1 protein-coding gene (running past one end of the window) is annotated in these 20,900 nt (G+C 74.9%); it reads left to right on the plus strand.

Translation table 11 applies throughout. The annotated features are described in order from the left end of the window. Nucleotides 1-20,808: the 3' portion of an EndoU domain-containing protein gene (locus ABT238_RS06430; RefSeq protein WP_350755749.1), read on the plus strand. Its footprint begins 14,874 nt before the window's first position; the window shows 20,808 of its 35,682 coding nt (coding positions 14,875-35,682); its start codon lies off the left edge, out of view; the stop codon is at nucleotides 20,806-20,808. The last annotated feature ends 92 nt before the right edge of the window (nucleotides 20,809-20,900 follow it).

Genomic DNA, 20,900 nt, shown 5'->3' on the forward strand with positions numbered 1-20,900 from the left:
TTCCCCACCCGCTGGCACCGGCGCACCGACCGGTCGTACAACATGTTCTACCCGGACGCGTGGACGCACAGCCAGGTCGTGACCGCCGTCGACACGGCCTACCGGACCCGCAATCCCGCCAACGACCGGATCGTCGACGGCGCCGTCCACTGGACCGGCGTCGCCGACGGCGTCCGGATCGAGGGCATCACCCGGGACGGCCGCCACCTGATCCACCGTCCGGCGGAGAACCAGTCCGCGGTCGGGTCGCACCGGGGCGCGGCCCTGGTCGCCCCGCTCGCCGAGCCCACCCCGCCCGGTACCGGCCGCCGCCCCCTCGTGGTCTCGGACCTGGCCCCGAGCCGGCTGCCGCGCAGCGGTTTCGCCCGGGACCTCGCCGGGACGGCCGGCCGCGGACTGCCGCGGGAGTGGACGGAGGTCGAGCGGCGCTACGCGGCGTACCACGGGAAGCCGGTCGGGGCCGAGACGCGGACGCCCGACGGCGGCTACCGCGTCCGGGTGCGGTTCGCCGAGGTCGAGATCACGGTGGTGCGGAACGCGGAGCGCCGGATCGTCGACTTCGCGGTCGCGGACGGGCACACCCCGCCGCCGCAGCGCCACGTCGCGGTGCCCGACCCGCTCCGGCGACAGCCGGCCGGTCCCGGGGCGGAGGGGACGGAGCACGCCGCCCCCCGGCGCCCCGCTCCGCAGGACGAGGACGGCGACGTCCCGCGCACCGACGACGAGGACGACGAGCCGTCCGACGGGGAGATGTCCGACGGCGAGCTGTCCGACGGGGAGATGTCCGACGGGGAGCTGTCCGACGACATGGACTGGCAGTCCGACTCCGGCGAGCACCCCGGGAACGGGGACGCGCCGGGTGGGCCGCTCATGGACCTCGACGACCCCTTGCCGCCGGCCAGGGTCCGGCCGGCCTTCGAGGCGCCGGCCCCGGACCTCCGCTTCGCCATGCTCTTCGACCCGGCCGAGGTCCGCCCGCCCGCGAACCAGGCCGAGCACAGCAGCACCTCCACCCGCCACCGCGGCTTCCAGGCCGCCCGCGGCGTGCTGCTGGACGGCCGGCCGGCCGTCCAGGTCGTGGTGCGCATCCACCTCGACACCACCGGCATGCCGCCCGGGAACCACGGCACGGAGCTGCGGGACCTGCGCGACCGCGCCCGCCAGGGCATCGACGAGTACTACAACACCGGGCACCGGCTGCCCGACGGCGACGTCCTGGTGGTCCGGGCCGAGTTCGTCGACGACCCGGCCCGGTCGCACCACCGGATCCAGGTCCTGCCCGGGACCGGGAACGAGCACTCCGGCCTCTGGCACCTGGAGAGCGACCGGCACGTGCTCGCCCACGAGTTCGGCCACCTGCTCGGCCTGCCCGACGAGTACCGCTCGCGGCGGCTCCTGCAGGCGGACGCCGGCGGCACCGTCAGCACGGCGGGGTACCGCGCCCGGCCGGCCCACTCCGACGCCTCGCTGATGGCCGGCACCGAGGGGTTCCAGGGTCAGCCCCGGATCGACGGGGACGCCGGAACCTACGTGAGCGACACCTCGCTGCGGTTCGCGCTCGCGCCGCGCAACCTGCGCGAGCTGGGCCGGGCGATCGAGGCGGCCCTCGGCTCGGACCACCTCCTGCCGGGCCTCCACGACCTCCCGCGCCGGGCTTCCTTCGGCCTGGACGCGCGGCGGTCCTCGCTGGAGGGTGACACCCGGACGCCGGGCGGCCACCTGCTGGTGCCGGCCGGCTCCGACCGGCCGGTGCCCGACCGGGTGGTGCGGGTCGAGCGCAACGGCGTGGTGGTCGCCGACTTCTCCTCCCAGCCCGGCAGCGACCTGCCGCGCCCCCGGCGGACCACCGGCGACTCCGCGGCCGTCGACGACCTCCTCGTCGCGGGCTCCGGCCTGCGCCGGATGTTTCCGCGCAACTGGACGTCCGAGGACGCGGTGTACGCCGCCGAACAGGCGTACCAGCACGCGCTGGTGACCGGCGACGTGGTGGCGCTGGGCGGCAGCCGGTACCGCTGGACCGGCGAGTACGCCGGGGTGCGGATCGAGGGCGAGGTCCACGGCGAGCGGTTCCTGGCGTTCCGTCCGGCCGACGACCAGCCGGACACGGACCCGCCGCTGAACGCCCCCCACCGCCCCAGCCCCGACGACCCGGCCCGGGCCTTCGGGACCTTCGGGCGGCGCGCCGAGGACGTCGTCCGCTACGGCGACCGGCAGAACCTCACCGGCCTGCACCACGAGTTCGCCCCGGACCGCCCGGAAGCCACCGAGATCCTCCGGGCGCACGGGGTGCGGATCGTCGAGACCGGCCCGCCGGCCCACAACGGCACCTACCGGGCCCGGGCGGCCTTCCTGGACCCGACCGTCGCGCCGGACTCGCCGCTCTCCGGATTCCCCACCCGCTGGCGGATCCGCCAGGACGACGGCGGCCTGCGCACCATGTACCCGCGGAGCTGGTTCCCCGAGCAGCTGCTCGCCGTCGTCGACGCGGCCCACGACAACACGCCGCCCGAGCGGCGGGTCCTCCTGGAGGACGGTCGCACCTACTACTGGGTGGGCGAGGCCAACGGCGTCCGCATCGAGGGACTCTCCCGCGAGGGGGCCCACCTGGCCCACCGTCCGACCACCGCGCAGCCCCTGCCCCGCTGGGACCCCGACCGGGTGGAGGCCGTCGCGCCCCAGCTCCGGGTCACGGCGGGCGCCCTCCCGTTCGGCGTCACCCGGGTCCGCTTCGACTCCGGGCAGGAGGGGCTGCAGATCACCCTGCCCGTGCGCACGCACGTCCAGGACGGGGTGACGCCCGAGCGGCAGGCGTACGTGCTCGGCCGGCTCCAGCGCGCCGTCGACGAGTACGTCGAGGCGCGGGCGCAGGAGAGGGCCGACGCGCACGGCGTGCCGCGGCTGCCGGTCTCCGTGGTCATCGACCCCGACCCGGCCCACCCGGCCGTCTTCGCCGAGGTGGTCGTCCAGCACGACGCGGTCTCCACCGCGGAGTCCGTCCTGGCCCCGCTGACGGTCCACGGCGACCTGGACGTGTTCCACCGGAACATCGCGGAGCTGCACCAGGCGGCGCCCCCGCCCGCGCCCCGGCCCGCCCCTGACGTCCCCGCCGACCTGCGCGAACCCGGCCTGCGGCCGGACGAGGAGGCACCCGCCGTCAGCCCCGGCCACGACCAGGCGGCCGTGGAGCACCTCGCGGACCTGGACCAGTACTTCCACGACGACGCGCTGGACGCGGACCCGCGCGACCTCCCCGCCGAGCGGAGCCTGCCGCACCAGTGGAGCGCCCTCGACGCCCGCTGGGCCGCGGTCGAGATCCTCACCCGGTACGAGGCCGAGCACGGCCAGGTCGAGAACCTGATCGTCCGCGGCCCGGTCGGCGACGTCTGGGTCGACGTCGAGGTCACGGACGGGCTGATCACCGCCGTCCACGGCGTCGGCGACCAGCGGGACCACGCGCAGCTGCACGTCCCGCCGATGCCGGAGGTCCCCAACCAGGTGGCTCCGGCCCTCCGGCCGAGCCGGCCGACCGCCACCGCCTGGCAGCCCGTCGACCTCGACGGCTCGGTGACCGGCGAACCCCGCCGCCCGCAGCCGCCCGGGCCCGGCCGGTCGCGGGTGACCCTGCCCAACGGCACCGTCCGCGTCTTCGAGACGCACCTCGCCCCCGGGCTCGGCGAGCACGCCCCGCTGGCCCGGTTCCCCAGCCGCTGGCACCGGTCGGCGCTCGACCCCGGCACCGTCCACTACCCGGAGAACTGGGGCGCGACGGAGCTCAGCGCCCACGTCACCCAGGCGCTCGACCACCCGCTGCTCACCCGTCACGAGTCCGACGGCTCCCGGCTGGTGGTCGGCCGGGCGGGCGGCGTCTGGATCGAGGGCCGGTTCGGCCCGGACGGCGCCCTCTACTACCACCGCCCGTCGCCCTACCAGGGCTTCGACAACCCGGAGTACCACAACCCCTCCACGCTGACGGCCACCCGGGGCACCGACGTGCGGTTGAACGGCCTCGGGCCGGTCACCGTCCGCCGCGACCTGCTGTTCGACGGGAGGGACGCCCTCCGGGTCACCGCCCGGGTCCGGCTGGTCGGTGGGGAGGACACCGGTCCGGCCGACCGGCAGCACGCCGAGGAGACGCTGCGCCGCGCCGCCGAGGAGTACCTGGACGGCCACCGCGCGGCGCACGACGCCCCGATCGACCTCCGACTGGAGTTCACCGAGGACGCCGACGCCACCGAGGTCCGGCTCGTCCCCGGGCAGGACCCCACCATCGAGCAGGCGATCCCGCTCCTGCACGGGGCCGCGGGCACGGACCGGCTGGCCGAGGTCCTGACCTCGGAGGGGCAGCCGCAGGTTCCCGAGGCACCGCGCACCGTGGCCGGCGAGTCGATGCTCGACGGCCGGCGCCGGTTCTTCACGGCCGCCGCGTGGGACAACCCGACCGAGGGCCGCGGCCTGCCCCGGGAGTGGACCGCCGACGAGGCCCGCTACGCCGCGACCAGCGTCGCGGGATCGGCGCACCGCGTGCCCGGCGGACCGGCGCCGCAGGACGGCGGCACCGCGCCCGTCCTCTCGCACGGCAGCTTCGCCGGGGTGCGTCTCACGGTGCGGGTGGAGAACGGCCGGATCACCGACTTCTGGGCCCAGCCGGACCAGCGGGTGCCGGACCAGCGGGCCGACCGCGGGCCCGAGGCGGTCGAGCTGATCGGGATCCGCGAGGTGAGCCCCCCGACGGACCTGTTCCAGTACAGCGTCCAGGCCCGGAACCGGCAGCGGTTCACGGTGGAGCGGGTGAGGTACGCCGACGGCGACACCGAGTCGCGCATCACCGTCCGGATCCACCTCGACGTGGACCCCACCAGGCTGAACCTGGCCGACCCGGTGACCGCCCGCGGCTTCGACGAGATGGTGGACCGGGCCCGCGCCGCGATGGCGGAGTACTACGGGGGCGACCAGCGGCTGCCCAGCGGCGACCGGCTGCGGGTGCGACTCGACTTCGTGCAGGACCCGGCCGACGCGCACCAGGTCGTGAGGATCCACCGCGAGCAGGGCCGGAGCACCGCCAGGGACTGGACGCTGGACATCCGGCCCGACACGGTCGCGCACGAGGTCGGCCACCTGCTCGGCCTGGCGGACGAGTACCGCGAGGGCTCCGCCGCGCACGCTGCCCGCCCGGCCTACGCCCAGGGCCTCATGGGCGCCGACCTGAGCGACCGCTTCCGCCGGCCGCTGATCGACGTGGACAACCCGACGGCGGCCGCGTTCAGGGAAGAGCGGCTGCTCCGCCAGCGGCACCTGGAGCAGATCGGGCTCGCGGTCGACCTGGCCTTCGGGCCGGACCGCGGGCCCGCCGGGGACGGCGTCCACCCGCCGCGGCCGCGGCTGTCCGCCCGGGCCCTGCACACGGCGCTGTACGGAACCCTGACGGGCGACAGCATGCGGCCCCCGGGGGCCGGGCGCGACGGCGGCGGCCACCTGTTCCCGACGCCCGGCACCGGTCGGCCGCAGCCGTTCCGGGTGCCCGGCTCGGAGCACCGCAACGGCACCTTCCTGGTCCGGGACCGGTCGTCCGACGACGGGCGGACCGGTCAGGGCGACCGGACCGGCGACCTCGCCCTCCCGCCGTCCGAGCGGACCCGGGTGATGTTCCCGGAGCACTGGACGTCCGAGGACGTCTCCTACGCGGCGCAGCAGGCGTACCAGAGCGCCCTGCGCCGGGGCGACGAGGCGTTCACGGAGCTCGGCCCGGTGTCCTGGGCGTGGACGGGCGAGTACGCCGGGGTGCGGATCGAGGGTGAGGTCCGCGTCCGGACCGAGCGGCGGCCCGGCGGCCCGGTCGAGGTGGCCGAGATCGTCTCGTTCCGCCCCTCCGAGGACCGGGGCGTGCAGGGCGCGCCCGCCTTCCTGCCCTGGCACGAGACCCGGGTGGCCTTCGACCAGCAGGTCACCGACCTGGTGCGGTACGGCAGCCGGTACGACATGACCGGGGTCCACCACCAGCCGCCGGGGCCGCCGCCCCGGGAGCCGGGCGGCCGCCCCCGCGGCCCGATGGCCGGGGAGCGCAAGGGGATCAAGATCGGAGAGCCGTTCGCCCAGCACCCCAACGGGACTTACCGCGCCGCCGTCTGGTTCCTCGACCCCACGGTGTCGCCGTGGGCGCCGATGGCGTCCTTCCCCTCGCGCTGGCGCCTCCGTGCGGACCACCCGACCAACACGTTCTACCCCCGGAACTGGACGACCGGCCGGGTGCACGACGCCGTCGAGGACGCGTACCTCCACCGGAACCGGGCCGACGACCGGAACGTCAACGGCGCCGTGCACTGGACCGGCACCGGCGGCGACGGCATCCGGATCGAGGGCATCACCCGGGACGGCCGCCACCTGGTCCACCGCCCGGCGGACGAGCAGCCCGGCGTGGTGCTGCCGCCGCACGCGCAGCGCTCCGTCCCGCTCACCGAGCCGCTGCCGCTCGGCAGCAGCGCCCGGCGGCCCGACGACCGGCCCCCCTTCCACGGGTCGGCGCCGCCGGACGCGGTGCCCGCCGACCGGATCAGCCCGGACCTGGACGCCACCGCGGGCCGCGGCCTGCCCCGGGAGTGGACGCCGGCCGAGCGGCTCTACGCGGCCTACTACGGGGCGCAGATCGAGAACCAGATGCTGCGGCCCGACGGCACCTTCCAGGACCGGGTGCGGTTCTCCGGTGTCGAGATCACGGTGTGGCGGGACGAGCAGTACCGGATCGTCGACTTCTCGATCGCCGACGGGCACGTCCCGCCGCCGCAGCTCAGCGTGCCGGTGTACGAGCCCGGCAGGTACCGGGTCGATCCGACCACGCTGACCTACCAGCCGTTGTACGACTACGAGCCGCTCCACCCCGGCCAGGACCTGCCGTCGACCCCGGGGGCCGGCGACGGCTCGGTGCCGTCCACGCCGCGGTCGGACGACGGCTCCGTGCCCTCGTCCCCGGAGCACGACGACGGCGCCCCGCCGCGGACGCCCGGCGCCGACGACGGCTCCGCCGCCTCCTCGCCGGGCTACCGTCCGGCGACGCCGGAGGGCTTCGACGAGGAGTCCACGGGCTCCTCGCCGGGCTACCGGCCGGACACGCCGGAGGGCTTCGACGAGGTCTGGCCGTTCCCGCCCGGCCAGTGGCCGCGGACCCCCGGACACGACCGCGGCTCCGAGCACGGCGCCGGTTCCCCGTCCGGCAGGCCCCTCACCGACGAGGAGATGGACCTGTACCGGGACGCCGACGACGACATGGAGTCGGTGGCGAGCTCCTACTCGGACTCCACGCGCTACTTCATGAGCGACGACGACATGGCGTCGGTGCACGAGTCCGACGCGCTCTCCGACACCCGGTCGCAGACCCCGGACCCGGCCGCCCCGCCGCGGCCGGCGTACGCGGCGGCGGCGCCCGACCTGACGGTCGCCCGGGTCCTGGACACCGCCGAGGTCAGGGCCCCGGACAACCCCGCGCTGCACTCCAGCACCGCCACCGGGCTCCGCGCCTTCCAGGCGAGCCGGGTCGTCCTGACGGACGGCCGCCCGGCCGTCGAGGTCGTGGTGCGCATCCACCTCGACACCGCCGGGCTGCCGGCCGGGGACCACGGCTCGGAGCTGCGGAGCCTGCGCGACCGCGCTCGCCAGGGCGTGGACGACTACTACAACACCGGGCACCGGCTGCCCGACGGCGACGTCCTGGTGGTCCGCGCCGAGTTCGTCGACGATCCGGCGACGGCCCACCACCGGGTCGAGGTCGTCGACGGTGACATCCGCGAGAACAGCGCCCGGTGGTCCCTGGACACCCGCCGCACCGTCCTGGCGCACGAGATCGGCCACCTGCTCGGCCTGCCCGACGAGTACCGGGAGCGGCGCGCCCGCGAGACGACCACGGACGAGGACGGGAACGAGCGGGTCCTCGTCACCGGGATCCCGCCGCGGGCCGTGGACGGGTCCGGCGTCCTCATGGGCAGCACCCACGCCGCCCGCGACCGGGTCCGGATCGACCAGGACGCCGGGATCCACGCGGACGACACCGTCGTCCACTTCTCGCTGCCCCCGCACAACCTGCGCGAGCTGGGCGAGGCGATCGTGCGGGGCCTGGGCGCCAGGCCGACCGTGTCGGCCGTGCACGACCTTCCGGCGCGGGCTTCCTTCGGCCTGGACGCGCGGCGGTCCTCGCTGGAGGGTGACACCCGGACGCCGGGCGGCCACCTGCTGGTGCCGGCCGGCTCCGACCGGCCGGTGCCCGACCGGGTGGTGCGGGTCGAGCGCAACGGCGTGGTGGTCGCCGACTTCTCCTCCCAGCCCGGCAGCGACCTGCCGCGCCCCCGGCGGACCACCGGCGACTCCGCGGCCGTCGACGACCTCCTCGTCGCGGGCTCCGGCCTGCGCCGGATGTTCCCGCGCAACTGGACGTCCGAGGACGCGGTGTACGCCGCCGAACAGGCGTACCTGGACGCGCTGGACCGCCGGAACGTCGTCCCGCTCGGCGGCGGCCGCCACCGCTGGACCGGCGAGTACGCCGGGGTGCGGATCGAGGGCGAGGTCCACGGCGACCGCTTCCCGGCGTTCCGTCCAGCCGACGACCAGCCGGACACGGACCCGCCGCTGAACGCGCCGCACCGGCCCGACCCGACGACCCTCACCGACGACCCGCAGGCGCGCCGACGGGCCTTCGGGACCTTCGGCCAGCGCGCCGAGGACGTCGTCCACTACGGCGACCGGCAGAACCTCACCGGCCTGCACCACCGCCTGGACCTGTCGCGGTCCGAGCGGAGCAGCGCGCTCCGGGCGCACGGGGTGGAGATCGTCGAGACCGGGCCGCGGGCCCACAACGGCACCTACCTGACGCGGGTGGCCTTCCTGGACCCGACCGTCGCGCCGAACTCGCCGCTCGCGGACTTCCGGACCCGCTGGCGGGTCCGGGCGGACGACGAGGGCGTGCGCGTCATGTACCCGCGGCGCTGGTCGTCCACCGACCTGCTGACGCACGTCGACGAGGCGCACGACAGCGTCCCGCACGAGCTGCGGGTCCCCCTGGACGACGGCCGGACCTACTACTGGGTGGGCGAGTCCGACGGCGTCCGCATCGAGGGCCTCTCGCGGGACGGGGCCCACCTGGCCCACCGCCCGGCCGGGACGCAGCCCGCGCCGCCGCTGAACGCCTGGGACGACGCGCGGGTGCTGCACGTCGAACGGGGCGCGGACACCGACCTGGACGGCCGGACCGTCGGCCTCTCCCGGGTGCTGTTCGACTCCGGGCAGCTGGGCCTGGAGATCACCGTCCGGGTCGACGGCGACCTCGCGCACCGCGACCGGGAGGGCGACCGGGCCGAACTCCGGCGCCAGGTGGACACCTTCGTCCGGGAGCGGGTGCGGGCGACCGCCGACGCGGACGGTCTGCCCGAGATGCTGGTCACCGTCCGGCTCGACTTCGGGGACGGGCCGCGGGACGCCGCCACCCCGCCGGCCGACCACGAGGCTTCGCCCCGCCCCGACGACCGGATGGCGGTCGACCTCGACGACGTGCGGTCCCTGCTGGGCCCGCTCGCCGACCCGTACGACCCGGACGGCTTCCAGGGGACGCTCTACCTGCTGGAGGAGTCCGCCCCCACCCGGGCGGACGTGCTCCGGGGCCACCGGGACGCCGAGGGGACCCCGGACGTCCCCGCCGACCTGCGCGAGCCCGGTCCGCGCCGGGAGACCGAGGAGCACCCGGCGGTCGTCGTCACCGAGGACGGCCACCCGCGGAGCCGGCCGCTCGCCGAGGCCGTCGACGAGCGCTTCAGCCGGGAGGGCCTCGACCTCGACCCCCGCGGCCTGCCCGAGGACGAGAGCCTGCCGCGCGAGTGGACGGCCGCCGACGCCCGCTGGGCCGTGACGCAGTTCGTCGACCGGCACCAGGTCCGCCCCAACGAGAACAGCGTCGTCTTCGGCGACTTCCGCGGCGTCCTGCTGGAGGTCGACATCGTCGACGGCATGATCCACGGCTACCGGGGCATCGGCGACCAGCGGGACCTTCCGCAGCTGCACGCCCCGCAGGCGCCCGCGGGCTACGCGCCGGCGCACACCGGCGGCCCCGGCGGCCCCGCGGTCCCGCACCTCGCGCCGCCGGCCGCGGACCCGCTGCTCACCGCCGTCGCGGACGCGTCCCCCGAACTCGCCGCGGCCCTGCTGGCCCACCACGACCTCCCGGCCGGCACCCCGCGGCCCGAACTGCTGCGGCTGATGGCCCGGGAGGTCGCCGACTACCTCCGGAACACCCCGCCCGACCACCTCCCCGCCGAGGCGCTGACCGCGTTCCGGCCCGGCGCGGTGCCCGACCCGGCCACCGCCCGGCAGCTCCACGGCCTGAGCGACGCCCTGGAGGCCGGGGACGGCACCCACGACGCCGGGCTCGGCGGCGCGCTGGCCCCGCTGCTGGCGCACGCCCTGCACGTCCGGCTGGAGGTGACCGACCGGCACGGCACCGTCCGTCAGTACGGCCCGGACAGCGAGCTGGTGGTGCGGGTCTCCGAGGACGACGCGCAGCAGCACGTCACGGAGGACCAGGACACCGACATGGCGTCCGACCGGGAGTCCTCGGTCGCCGGGACGGACCACGGCGACGACCTCACCATGCTGGTGGACCTCGACGAGTCCGCCCTGGCGAGCGTCACCGGGGCCCGCGAGGTCCGGGCCCCCGTCGACGCGTTCCAGCGGTCCGTCTCGGCCTCGTTCCTGCGGGGGTACGAGGCCCGGCGCGGCTTCCTGGAGAACGGCGAGCCGGCCACCGAGGTCGTGGTGCGCATCCACATCCGCCGGGAGCCCGCCGAGGCGGGCATCGAGGAGGGCTACGGCTACGACGCGCAGGTCGAGCAGTTCACCGACGAACAGATCGGTCTGGTGATCGACCGCGCCTGGGAGGGCGTCAACCTGGTGTACAACACCGGGCACCGGCTGCCCGACGGCAGCGTGCTGCGGGTCCGTCCCGAGTTCGTCGACCACTCGGCCGACGTCAACCACCACGTCCACATCGTCGACCTGTTCAGCCGCGAGCTGCACGAGGAGAACGAGACCTGGTCCCTCGAATCGACCCCGGAGACGCTCGCCCACGAGATCGGCCACCTGATCGGCTTCGACGACGAGTACCGCCGTTTCCAGAACCGGCATGTCGTCGAGAACGACGCCACGATCATGAACAGCCCGCACGTCGAGCACGGCCGGGTCTCCTCCGACCAGGTGGCCGGCATCCCGTCCCGCAGGCTGGACGGTGTCCAGAACCTGGCGCCGCGCAGCCTGCGCGAGCTGGGTGCCGCCATCGACGAGGTCTTCGGCACCCAGCCGTCCCGGCTCACCCCGACCCACCGGGCGCCGGACGGCCGGCCGTTGCCGCCCCGGGCCGCGTTCGACGCGGATGCCCGGCAGACCGCGCTGTACGGCGACCGCCGGGGCCAGGGCGGGCACCTGCTCCCGGTGGCGGGTGCGGACCGCCGGCTGCCCACGGGGATCGTCGAGCAGCACGCCAACGGTGTGCTGCACGTCGAGTACGAGGCCGCGCCGAGGGGCCGGCGCCGCGCCGCCACGGTGAACACCGAGAGCGCCGCGGGCATCCTGGACACCACCGACACCGCCGACCGCCGACGGCTGTTCCCGCGCAACTGGACGGAGGCGGACGCGGTCTACGCCGCCGAGCAGGCGTACCTCCACGCGCTGGCCCACGACGCGGTCACCCCGCTCTGGGGCGGGCGCCACCGCTGGGTCGGCGAGTACGCCGGGGTGCGGATCGAGGGCGAGATCCGGGGCGACCGGTTCCTGTCCTTCCGGCCCTCCGACACCCAGCCGGAGCCGCACGAGCCGCACGAGCCGCCGATGACGCCGGACTCGGCGCTGACGCCCGACCCACCGACGACGCCGGACGCACCGGTGCCGCCCCCGCCGACCCGGCCCAGGCGGGAGGCCGTGCCGTGGGACGGCCTGTCCGACCTGGGCCCGCTCCCGCCCCGCGACCCGGACCTCGCCCACGCGCCCTCGCGCCCGTGGGACCTGCTGCGGTACGGGCAGAGGGCGCAGGACATCGCCCGCTACGGCGACCGGCAGTTCCTCACCGGGCTGCACCACGAGATCACCCCGGGCTCGGGCGTGGACGCCGCGACCTGGCTCCGCCGGCGCGGTGTCGAGGTGATCGAGCGCGGCCCCGTCCACGTCAACGGCACCTACCGGGCCAGGGTGCGCTTCCTGGACGCGACCGTCGCTCCCGACGCGCCGCTCGCGGAGTTCCGCAACCACTGGCGGGAGCCGGACAACTCCGCGCGGACGATGTTCCCGCGTGAGTGGAACCGGCGGACCGTCCTGGACGCCGTGGAGTCGGCGCACGCCTCGGCGTTCCACAAGGTCCGGATCGACGACCGGACCTACCGGTGGGTCGGCGAGGCCGGGGGCGTCCGCATCGAGGGTCTCAGCCGCGACGGCCAGCACCTCGCCTACCGCCCGACCGACGTGCAGCCCGAGGGGCGCACGGACGGCTGGGACCGGCACCGGATCATCGCCACCGGCGACGGCCGGCGGATCGCCGCCGGCGACGGCTTCCTCCAGGTCCGGCGGGTGCTCTTCAACTCCGGACAGCAGGGCGTCGACATCGTCGTCCCCCTCCACGTGAGCCGGGAGGGCGGGATCACCGAGCAGCAGGTCCACGCCTACACCGACCAGCTGAACCGGAGCGTCCGGCAGCAGTGGGCGCAGGGCAACCGGGGCGGGCAGCCGCTGCTGGTCAACGTCACCGTGATACCGGTGGACCGTCCCGAGGGCGCCTACCGGAGCCTCACGGCGCGGCAGGCCGGCGAGACCGGCCTCCCGACGCTGCTGGGGGGACTGCTGCCCGGGTTCGGCCCGAACCACGAACAGGGCCCGCCGGCCCAGCTGTTCAGGCACGCGGGCCCGGTGACCACCCTGTCCGACCGGGTGATGCCGACCGAGGGGCCGAACGCGCTGCGCGAGCCCGGCCCGCGCCGTCAGGACGAGCAGATCCCCGCGTCCGCCCCGCAGTACGACGTCCGGCGGCTCCGGCAGGAGTTCACCGAGGACGCCTGGCGCGACCCGCGCGGCTCCGGCCTGCCGCGCGAGTGGTCGGCCGACGACATCCGCTACGCGGCCGGGGTCGTGCTCGACCGCGCCCACCGGTCCGGGCGGCTGCCGGAGAACGGCGTCGTCGACGGCACCGCCGGTGGCGTCACCGTGCACGTCCGGCGGGAGGGAGGCCGGATCGCCGAAATCTGGGGCGAGCCGGGCCAGGAGAACTCCCGGCAGCACTCCACGCCGGCCGACAACGGAGCGCCGCGGCTGCGGAACGCCGTGCTCCCGGAGAACGAGGACGGGAAGCACGGCGGCCTGCCGGTGCTGCGGTCGATCGCCGGTGCGGCCCCCCGGGAACTGCTGGTCCACGCCCTCGGCGAGGACGGGGCGGACCGGGTGGCCGGGGACCCGGACGCCGCCGAGCGCGCGCTGCGCGAGGAGGTCGAGCGGCGATTCCTGGACGACCCCGACCTCGCGGACGAGGCGTACCGCTTCTACCTCGACTGGGCCGGCGGCCAGCGGCGTGACACGGTGGACTGGGAGTCCTTCAGGGAGTCCCTCCGGGACGAACTCGCCACCTGGCGGGAGTGGGGCGTCCATCCCGCGCGGGCCCAGCGCCACGTGCAGGACGTGTTCCTCGTCCTGATGGCCTCCGCCCTGGACCTGCGGATCGTCCGCTCGGACACCCGGGCCGACGGCCCGGGGGAGATGGTCGTGTTCGGCCCGGTGAACGGGCGCCGCCTCTCGATCCACCACGACGAGGGGACGGGGAACACGGGCGTCCACCTCCAGCCGCGCGACGAGTCGGAGGGGCGGAAGGGCAAGGCGAAGGCGAAGGCGGCGTTCGTCGAGCCGGAGGCCGAGGACCACCTGTCGATGGAGGAGCTCCGGCGGCAGGTCGCACTGATCGACGCGGCGACCAGCACCGCCGCGACAGGAGCGGGGAGCTCCGGCACGCACCCGTCCGTCACCTCGCACCGGGACGGGGACCTCACGACCGGCCGCAAGGACGGGGACGTCGAGGAGAGCACGGCCGGGCCGCTCAAGCCCAAGGCGAAGAGCGAGATCGAGGAGATCGTCGAGGAGCGCAAGGAGGCCGACGAGGTCAAGGAGCTCCCGGCGGACCCGCCGCCGCCACCACCGCCGTCGCCGCTGCTGCCGCCGAGGGCCGTCGACGAATCCGGTCTCCTCTCCGGCGCGCACATGGTGACCTCGATCGGCGAACCGAACGGCGCGCTCGTCGTGAAGGTCGCGAAGCTGATCGAGGCGAAGCTCCCCGAGGGGACGGCCAACCCGCAGGCCCTCGCCCGCACGCTCGCGGAGGGCGTCTTCAGCGGCTCCGGCCTGCGCGCCCAGGTGTCGGCCCTGTCCCGCGGGGAGGTCCTGCACATCCCGGTCGGGACGGACGCCGGGCACGGCACCATCACCGTCCGCGGTGAGGTGGGGAACCTGGCCCACCGGGTGGGCGAGAAGGCGAAGGAGAAGTTCGAGTACGAGGGCGGCAGTGACCGGGTGGTGTCGCTCGGCACGGTCGCGGGCGGTCGTGGGCGCTGGGGCCTCGGTCCGCAGGGGCGGTTCGACTTCTTCAAGCTGTTCCGCCTCCAGGGCTCGGCCGGCTACCAGCGCGACGTCACGGGCTGGGACGGTCTGACGACCCGGGCCCGGCTGTTCTCGCGCTCCAAGACCACCGAGACCACCCTGACGTTCGACGGCCGGCTGTTCCTGGAGGTCGGGTACCAGGCGGCCGGGCGGCGGGACGACCCGGCGCTCACGGGCCGGCTGAACCGGGAGGCCGAGAACGTCACGTCGACGCCGATCGAGGTCGGCATCCCGCAGCGCGAGGCCCGCGCCACCGCCGATGCCCCCGACGCCGCGCACAAGCCCTGGCCGGCGGACTTCAAGGAGGGGATCCGGACCGACCCGCGGCTGCACCTGTCCCACGTGATGCTGGACGTCCACGTGAGCGGCGAGCCGCGGATCCGGCCGGCGGGGCCGAACCCGGACGGGAGCACGGAACTGACCGACCTCGGGGTGGCGGGCCGCCGCCCCGTGCAGCGTCAGGTCATGGCGGGTGTCGTCGACCTGCTGATGCAGCACGACGACGTCCGGCAGGCGTTCCGCGGGAACAGCCGGAAGCTGTCCGACCAGCTGGTGGCGGAGTTCGGTCAGCGGCGTCTCCAGCAGGACTTCAAGGGCATGACGAACGGCGAGTCGGTGGTCCTCCGGCTGCCGGACAGCGACGTCGTGATCGAGGTCAAGGCCGCCAGCCGTCGGCTGGAGCTGGTGGCGGACACCAAGGAGACCGAGTTCAACACCGGTGCCGGTGCCATCGTCACCAAGCTCCGGCGGAAGGTCGTCAGCGGGCTCTGGCAGATCCAGGGCGCCGGGCGGCTCGGTGCGGACGACCGGAACGTCGGCGGCGGCTACGGCATCCGCAGGGGCTCGGACGAGATCCGGATCTCCGGCCGCACGCTGGAGACCGCGGTCACGACCAAGACCAAGGAGCCGGGCTCGATCCTCGACGGCCAGGGCTACCTGGAGGTGGTGGTCCGAAGGGGCGACACGCAGGTGGGCGACGCCGTCGAGGTGCCGATCGGCTTCCGCTCCCTGATGCCGAAGGCCGACCTGACGGTCCAGACGCCGCCGAGGAGGACCACGGAGGAGGCCGGGAGCACGGGGCCGGAGGGATGGGAGCGCACCTTCACCACGCTGCCGGAGGCCACCGTCATCCGTGATCTCGGATCGGTCGGCAAGCTCAGGGCCGATCTGGAGAAGGCCGGCCGGGAGTACTACGGCAGCCTCTGGCCGTCCATCCGGGACGAGGTGATGCAGCTCGCCACCCAGCCCGCGCTGGCCTCCCGGCTCGGCGCGATGACCCGCGGTGACGAGTTCGTGCTGACCTCCTTCGACCGGAGCAAGCCCGGGGCGTTCACGGACTCCGCGCTGGGCCGCGGTCTCAAGGTGACGGTCAGGGCCACGCTGGAGGACACGGCGTTCGTCCGGCACTCCAAGGACGCCGACCTCAGCCGGCAGAACGAGAGCAGCACGTTCACCTCCGAGCGGCGGCAGAGCGGGAAGCACGACGTCAAGCAGGGGGCCGTCGGCTTCCCGGTGGCCGGGAACCCGCCCTCCGGCAGCACGGAGCTCAGCCACCAGAAGCGGGTCCGCGTCGGCACCCGTGACTCCGAGGCGGACAAGCTGTACATGAACAGCAAGATCCGCGACGCCCAGAACGTCCACAGCGGCACGGTGAGGCTGACGCTGGTCCTGGAGGGCCGGGGTGCGCCGCGCCCGGTCGAGGAACGCCTCTCGACCGAGTTCAGCGTGGGATCGCCGAAGGCGGCGAAGACGTCGGGCGGGGAGGTCGTCCTGCCGCGCAACGAGATCAGTGCCGCCTCCGTCGTCTCGTTCAAGGAGCTCGGCGACGGGAAGAGCGGCGGCGGGCAGGTGCTCGCGGACGTCCGCAGCGCGCTGAAGAGCCGGTTCGGCCCGGTCGGCGGGGTCTCGCGGTCGCTGGACCGCATCCTCGCCGAGGAGTTGGGGCCGACCACGCTGCAGGCCAACATCTCCCAGCTGACCCGTGGCGGGGTGCTGAAGGTGCCGGTCGGCGGTGTCGGCTGGTCGGCCGACGTGATCGTCCGGGCCCGGCTGAACACGGCGCCGAAGCCCGTGCGCGAGGTGGGCGGGGCCGAGTTCGAGGTCGGCGCGCAGAACCGGACCGGTCACGGCGTCTCGCAGGACGAGCGGAGCCGGGTGACGGGCACCCTCGGGGTCAACGCCACCGTCGCCAAGAACGGGGTCACGGTCGACTACTCCTACCGCAGGGACACGTCGACCGGGATCGCGCTGGAGACCGCCGGCAGCACCGTCAACCGGGCGAAGAACGTCTCGACGGCCGTCGTGTCGGAGACCGACGTGGTGTTCGACGTGGAGATCCGCGGCCGGACGCTGGGTCTGATTCCCGGCACCACCAAGCTCGGCCCGATCACCATGAGGACGGAGGTGTTCACCCCGAGGTACGACCCCGTCGAGCCGGAGGACGTGCGCGCCGTCCCGGACCGCGTCTGGCTGACGCACGTGCTGGGCTCCTCCGACGTGGTCACCAACGTCTTCGTGCCGGGCGGCGCGAACACCGGCTCGACCGCGGCGAGCAGGAACGCGAGCTCGTCCGCGCTCGACGGGAACGGCTCGGCCTCGCCGCACCCGGGGGGCGGCTCGGCCTCGTCGCAGCCGGGCGGCGGCTCCACGTCGCTCCACCCGCAGGACTCCTCCGTGTCGTCGGACCGGACCGGCAGTTCCGTCGCGGTCGACCGGATGGCGGTGACCGAGCGGCTCGACTTCGCCAAGGCGATCCTCGGCAGGTCGAAGGAGACGGCGGAACCCGGCGGGAAGGACCTCTACTCCTGGCTGCACGGACCGGGCAGGTCCGGCCTCCGGCACAAGCTGTACGACACCCTCACGCCGGACCACCTCCAGGACCGGCTCAAGGGCATGATGAACGGCCGCCGGCTGGTGGTCTCGGACGGGGACGTCACCATCAGGATCGGCGCGTCCGTCAGGAACCTGACCAACACCGGCACGACCGCGACCACCGAGTTCAACACCGGGACGCAGACCGAGCACACCCACTCGGCGGCCGACGGCGCCACCGGCGGAGGCAAGGGCAGCGGCCACCAACTGCGCGTGACCGGCAACGTCGCGGGCGGCAACTGGTACGCGGGTCTGGCGGTGGCCGGTGCGACCGGCCACGACATCCAGGAGACCTGGGCCAACCGCGCGGGCTCCGGCAACACCACCAAGGTGAAGCTGAAGAGCAGCGTCTTCACCGGCGAGGCCGACCTGCACTTCTGGGTCGAGACGAAGAGCGCGCTCGGGGGCACCAAGCTCGCCTACTACCGCCGCGCCCTGGGCATGGAGACGGTGATCGACTTCAACGAGACGATGCCCAAGGCACCGGCGGGCGACCGGCCCAACCCGCTGAACGCCTTCGACAGCGCGTCCGCGCCCCGCGGGAACGCCCTGCGCTCCCTGGTCGACCAGGCCGCGGGCGCCACGACGGCCAAGGCGCCGCCGGACCGGGTGTGGACGCACGGGCTGGTGGACACCGACGTCGTGCGCTCGGTCACGATGGACGAGGCCGCCCGCAGGCAATTGACGGCGGGTGCCGAGGAGTTCCTCGGTGCGAAGGACTGGGACCGGATCCGGCGCACGGTCGACCGGATGATCGACCCGGTGTCACTGGCGAGCAAGCTCACCACCCCGCTCACCCCGCCCGCCCTGCCGCCCCGCCCGACGGCGGACGGCGAGGCGCCCGTGCCCACGGGCCGTCCCGGGAACTCCACCTTCCTGATCGGCCCGCCGGACCTGAGCGGGGACGTCCGGGTCGAGGTCCGGACGAGGATCACGGAGCTGGAGTTCGTCCGGATCGACACGGCCTCGGAGTCCAACCCGACCAACACCACCTCGGTCGCCGACGGCACCAACGCCCAGCGGACCCTCCAGATCTCGGCCAGGGCCACCGGCGGCTTCAAGGGCGACATCGGCACCTTCGTCAGCGGCCGGATCGGCGGCTACGGGGACCTCGGCCACCAGGGCCGGACCGATCTCTCCACCGGCACCGCCGGCCAGCTCGTCAACAACGCCAAGATCAAGAACGAGACCGCGCGCTACCACGGCTTCGCGGAGGTGGAGGTGGTCTACCACAAGGGCGACCGGACGCTCGCCCGCAAGGAGCTCATGGCGATCCAGATCGACATCCCGACCGCCCACACCAAGGCCGGGCAGCAGGTGCCGGGCAACGGCTACCTCAGGTTCAGCGAGAACGCGGCCGAGGGCGAGATCCTGCTGCACGGTCGGCCGCCCGGCGCGGCCGGCGCGGTGGCGGACGCCCTGGGGCTGAACGCCTCGACGACGGACCACCACGCGAGGATCGCGCTCGTGGGCCGGGCCGCCGGGAGCCTGCTCCCGGAGTCGCTCACCGCGGGTACCCCACGGGCGCGGCAGTGGCTCCACGGCCTCGGCCAGGTCATCGACCTGGCCAGGGCCGGCGCGTCCGGAGCGCCGTTCGACCGGATCCGCGACCTGCTCGCCGGTGAGGAACTGCCGAGGGCGGACCGCCACCGGCTCCAGGACGTCGTCGACCACGTCGCCGCCGCCCACGTGCTGTCGGAGCAGCAGGTGCGCGACCGGTGGGACGGGCCGGTGACCGAGCGGCAGTCGGACCTCGTCCTGCACGAGCCGACCGAGCCGGACTTCCGCTGGACGGTCAGGGCTGGTTCCTCGACCTACCTCAACGAGGTGGTCACGGGGCTGCGGACGGCGTTCTCCGAGCCGGCCGCCCAGGGTGCGCCCCGGCCGCTGGTCGAGATCACCCTGGAAACGGCGGCCGAGGACGCGCGTCGGCACGCGAAGGACCTGGAGCGGACGCTCCGGCGGCTGACCCGGGGTCTGAAGCAGGAGGTGGACGTGATCGTGGTCACCCCCGACGACCCGGTGACGCCGCCGAAGCCCGACGCGGGGAAGGCCCCGGTGCGCGACCAGGGGCAGAACCCGGTGCCGAACCCGGAGGAGAGCGTCCGGCCGCCGAGGACCAGGGGCGCCGCCCGCCAGTTCCAGATCGGTTCGGCCCCGGCCGGGTCGAACGACACCACGGTCCGGCGGCCCGGTCCGCAGGACCTGCGGGAGACGACGGTGGAGAACGTTCCGCCGACCCGGCGACGGCCCCGGGAGCGGTTCACGCCGATGGAGACCCTGCACGAGGTGCCGGAGTCGGACCTCACCCCGGCCGGGGCCGGGGTGAAGGACGGGAACGACTCGTCGGCCCAGGACCTGTCACGGCAGCGGCCGACCGACGTGCCGGAGGAGGTGCCCGAGGTGATCAAGGCGAGCGCGCCGGAGGACGACTCGGCCGCGACGGTGAACCTCCCGGAGCAGCCGCAGAACCGGAAGGACGCCGACGACGACTCCGAGGAGAGCGAGGAGAGCGAGGAGGAGACCCTGCTCGGGCCGGTGAACCGGCGCGGGAACCGGATCCCAGCGGCCGGACCGTACCCGGCCTTCCGGCCGCTGGGCGGGGACCAGGGGCCGTTCACCCCGCGCGACGGTGACCTCGGTGGCGTGCAGGAGACGCCGGGCGACCTGCCGGACGGGGAGGACGTCGTCGTCGCGCCGCCCGTGCGGCCCTTCGGCAACCCGGGCGGTCCGGTCCGGCCGGTGCGGTACGTGCCGGCCTACGACGCGAACGACACGGAGCGGTCGCTGCGGCACGCGACGCCCGAGGAGCCGCCGGCCAACCTCGGGCACGAGCGCGTGCTCTCCGAGGACTCGATGGTGACGGCCCCGTCCCTCAAGGGATCGATCCGGCGCGAGTTCAGCCAGGAGGACGGCGACGAGAAGCCGACGCACGGGCGCGGGCCGACGGACGCCACGTTCCGCACGGCCCAGGAGTACGAGGGCGACTCGGACCTGGAGGGCGGCTACCTGTCGGACACCGGGAGCGAGCTGTCCGAGGACTCGTGGGTGGACCTCGGCCGGCCCGCCCCGCAGGCGCAGGGCTCCGACCTGTACGCGCAGGGGGCCAACCCGCCGATGGTGCCGAGCCCCCCGCAGCCGGACCGCGACCTGCCGCCGCGCCCGGCGGGAGCCGAGCCGCCGGAGCTCGTGCCCATCGAGCGCGATCCGGAGCCCGAGTTCCTGGACCTCGTCCTCGCCGTCCTGAACCCCACCCCGCCGCCGGACCGGCGGCGGGAGGCGTGAACCGTTCGGCCCGGGCGGGCCGTAGAGACGCAGTGGGAGCATCCGAAGACCTGTCGGCCGGGTGGTCCCGTCGACAGGGACTGCATCCGAGG

Source organism: Kitasatospora sp. NPDC001527, assembly GCF_040298605.1.
Classification (GTDB): domain Bacteria; phylum Actinomycetota; class Actinomycetes; order Streptomycetales; family Streptomycetaceae; genus Kitasatospora.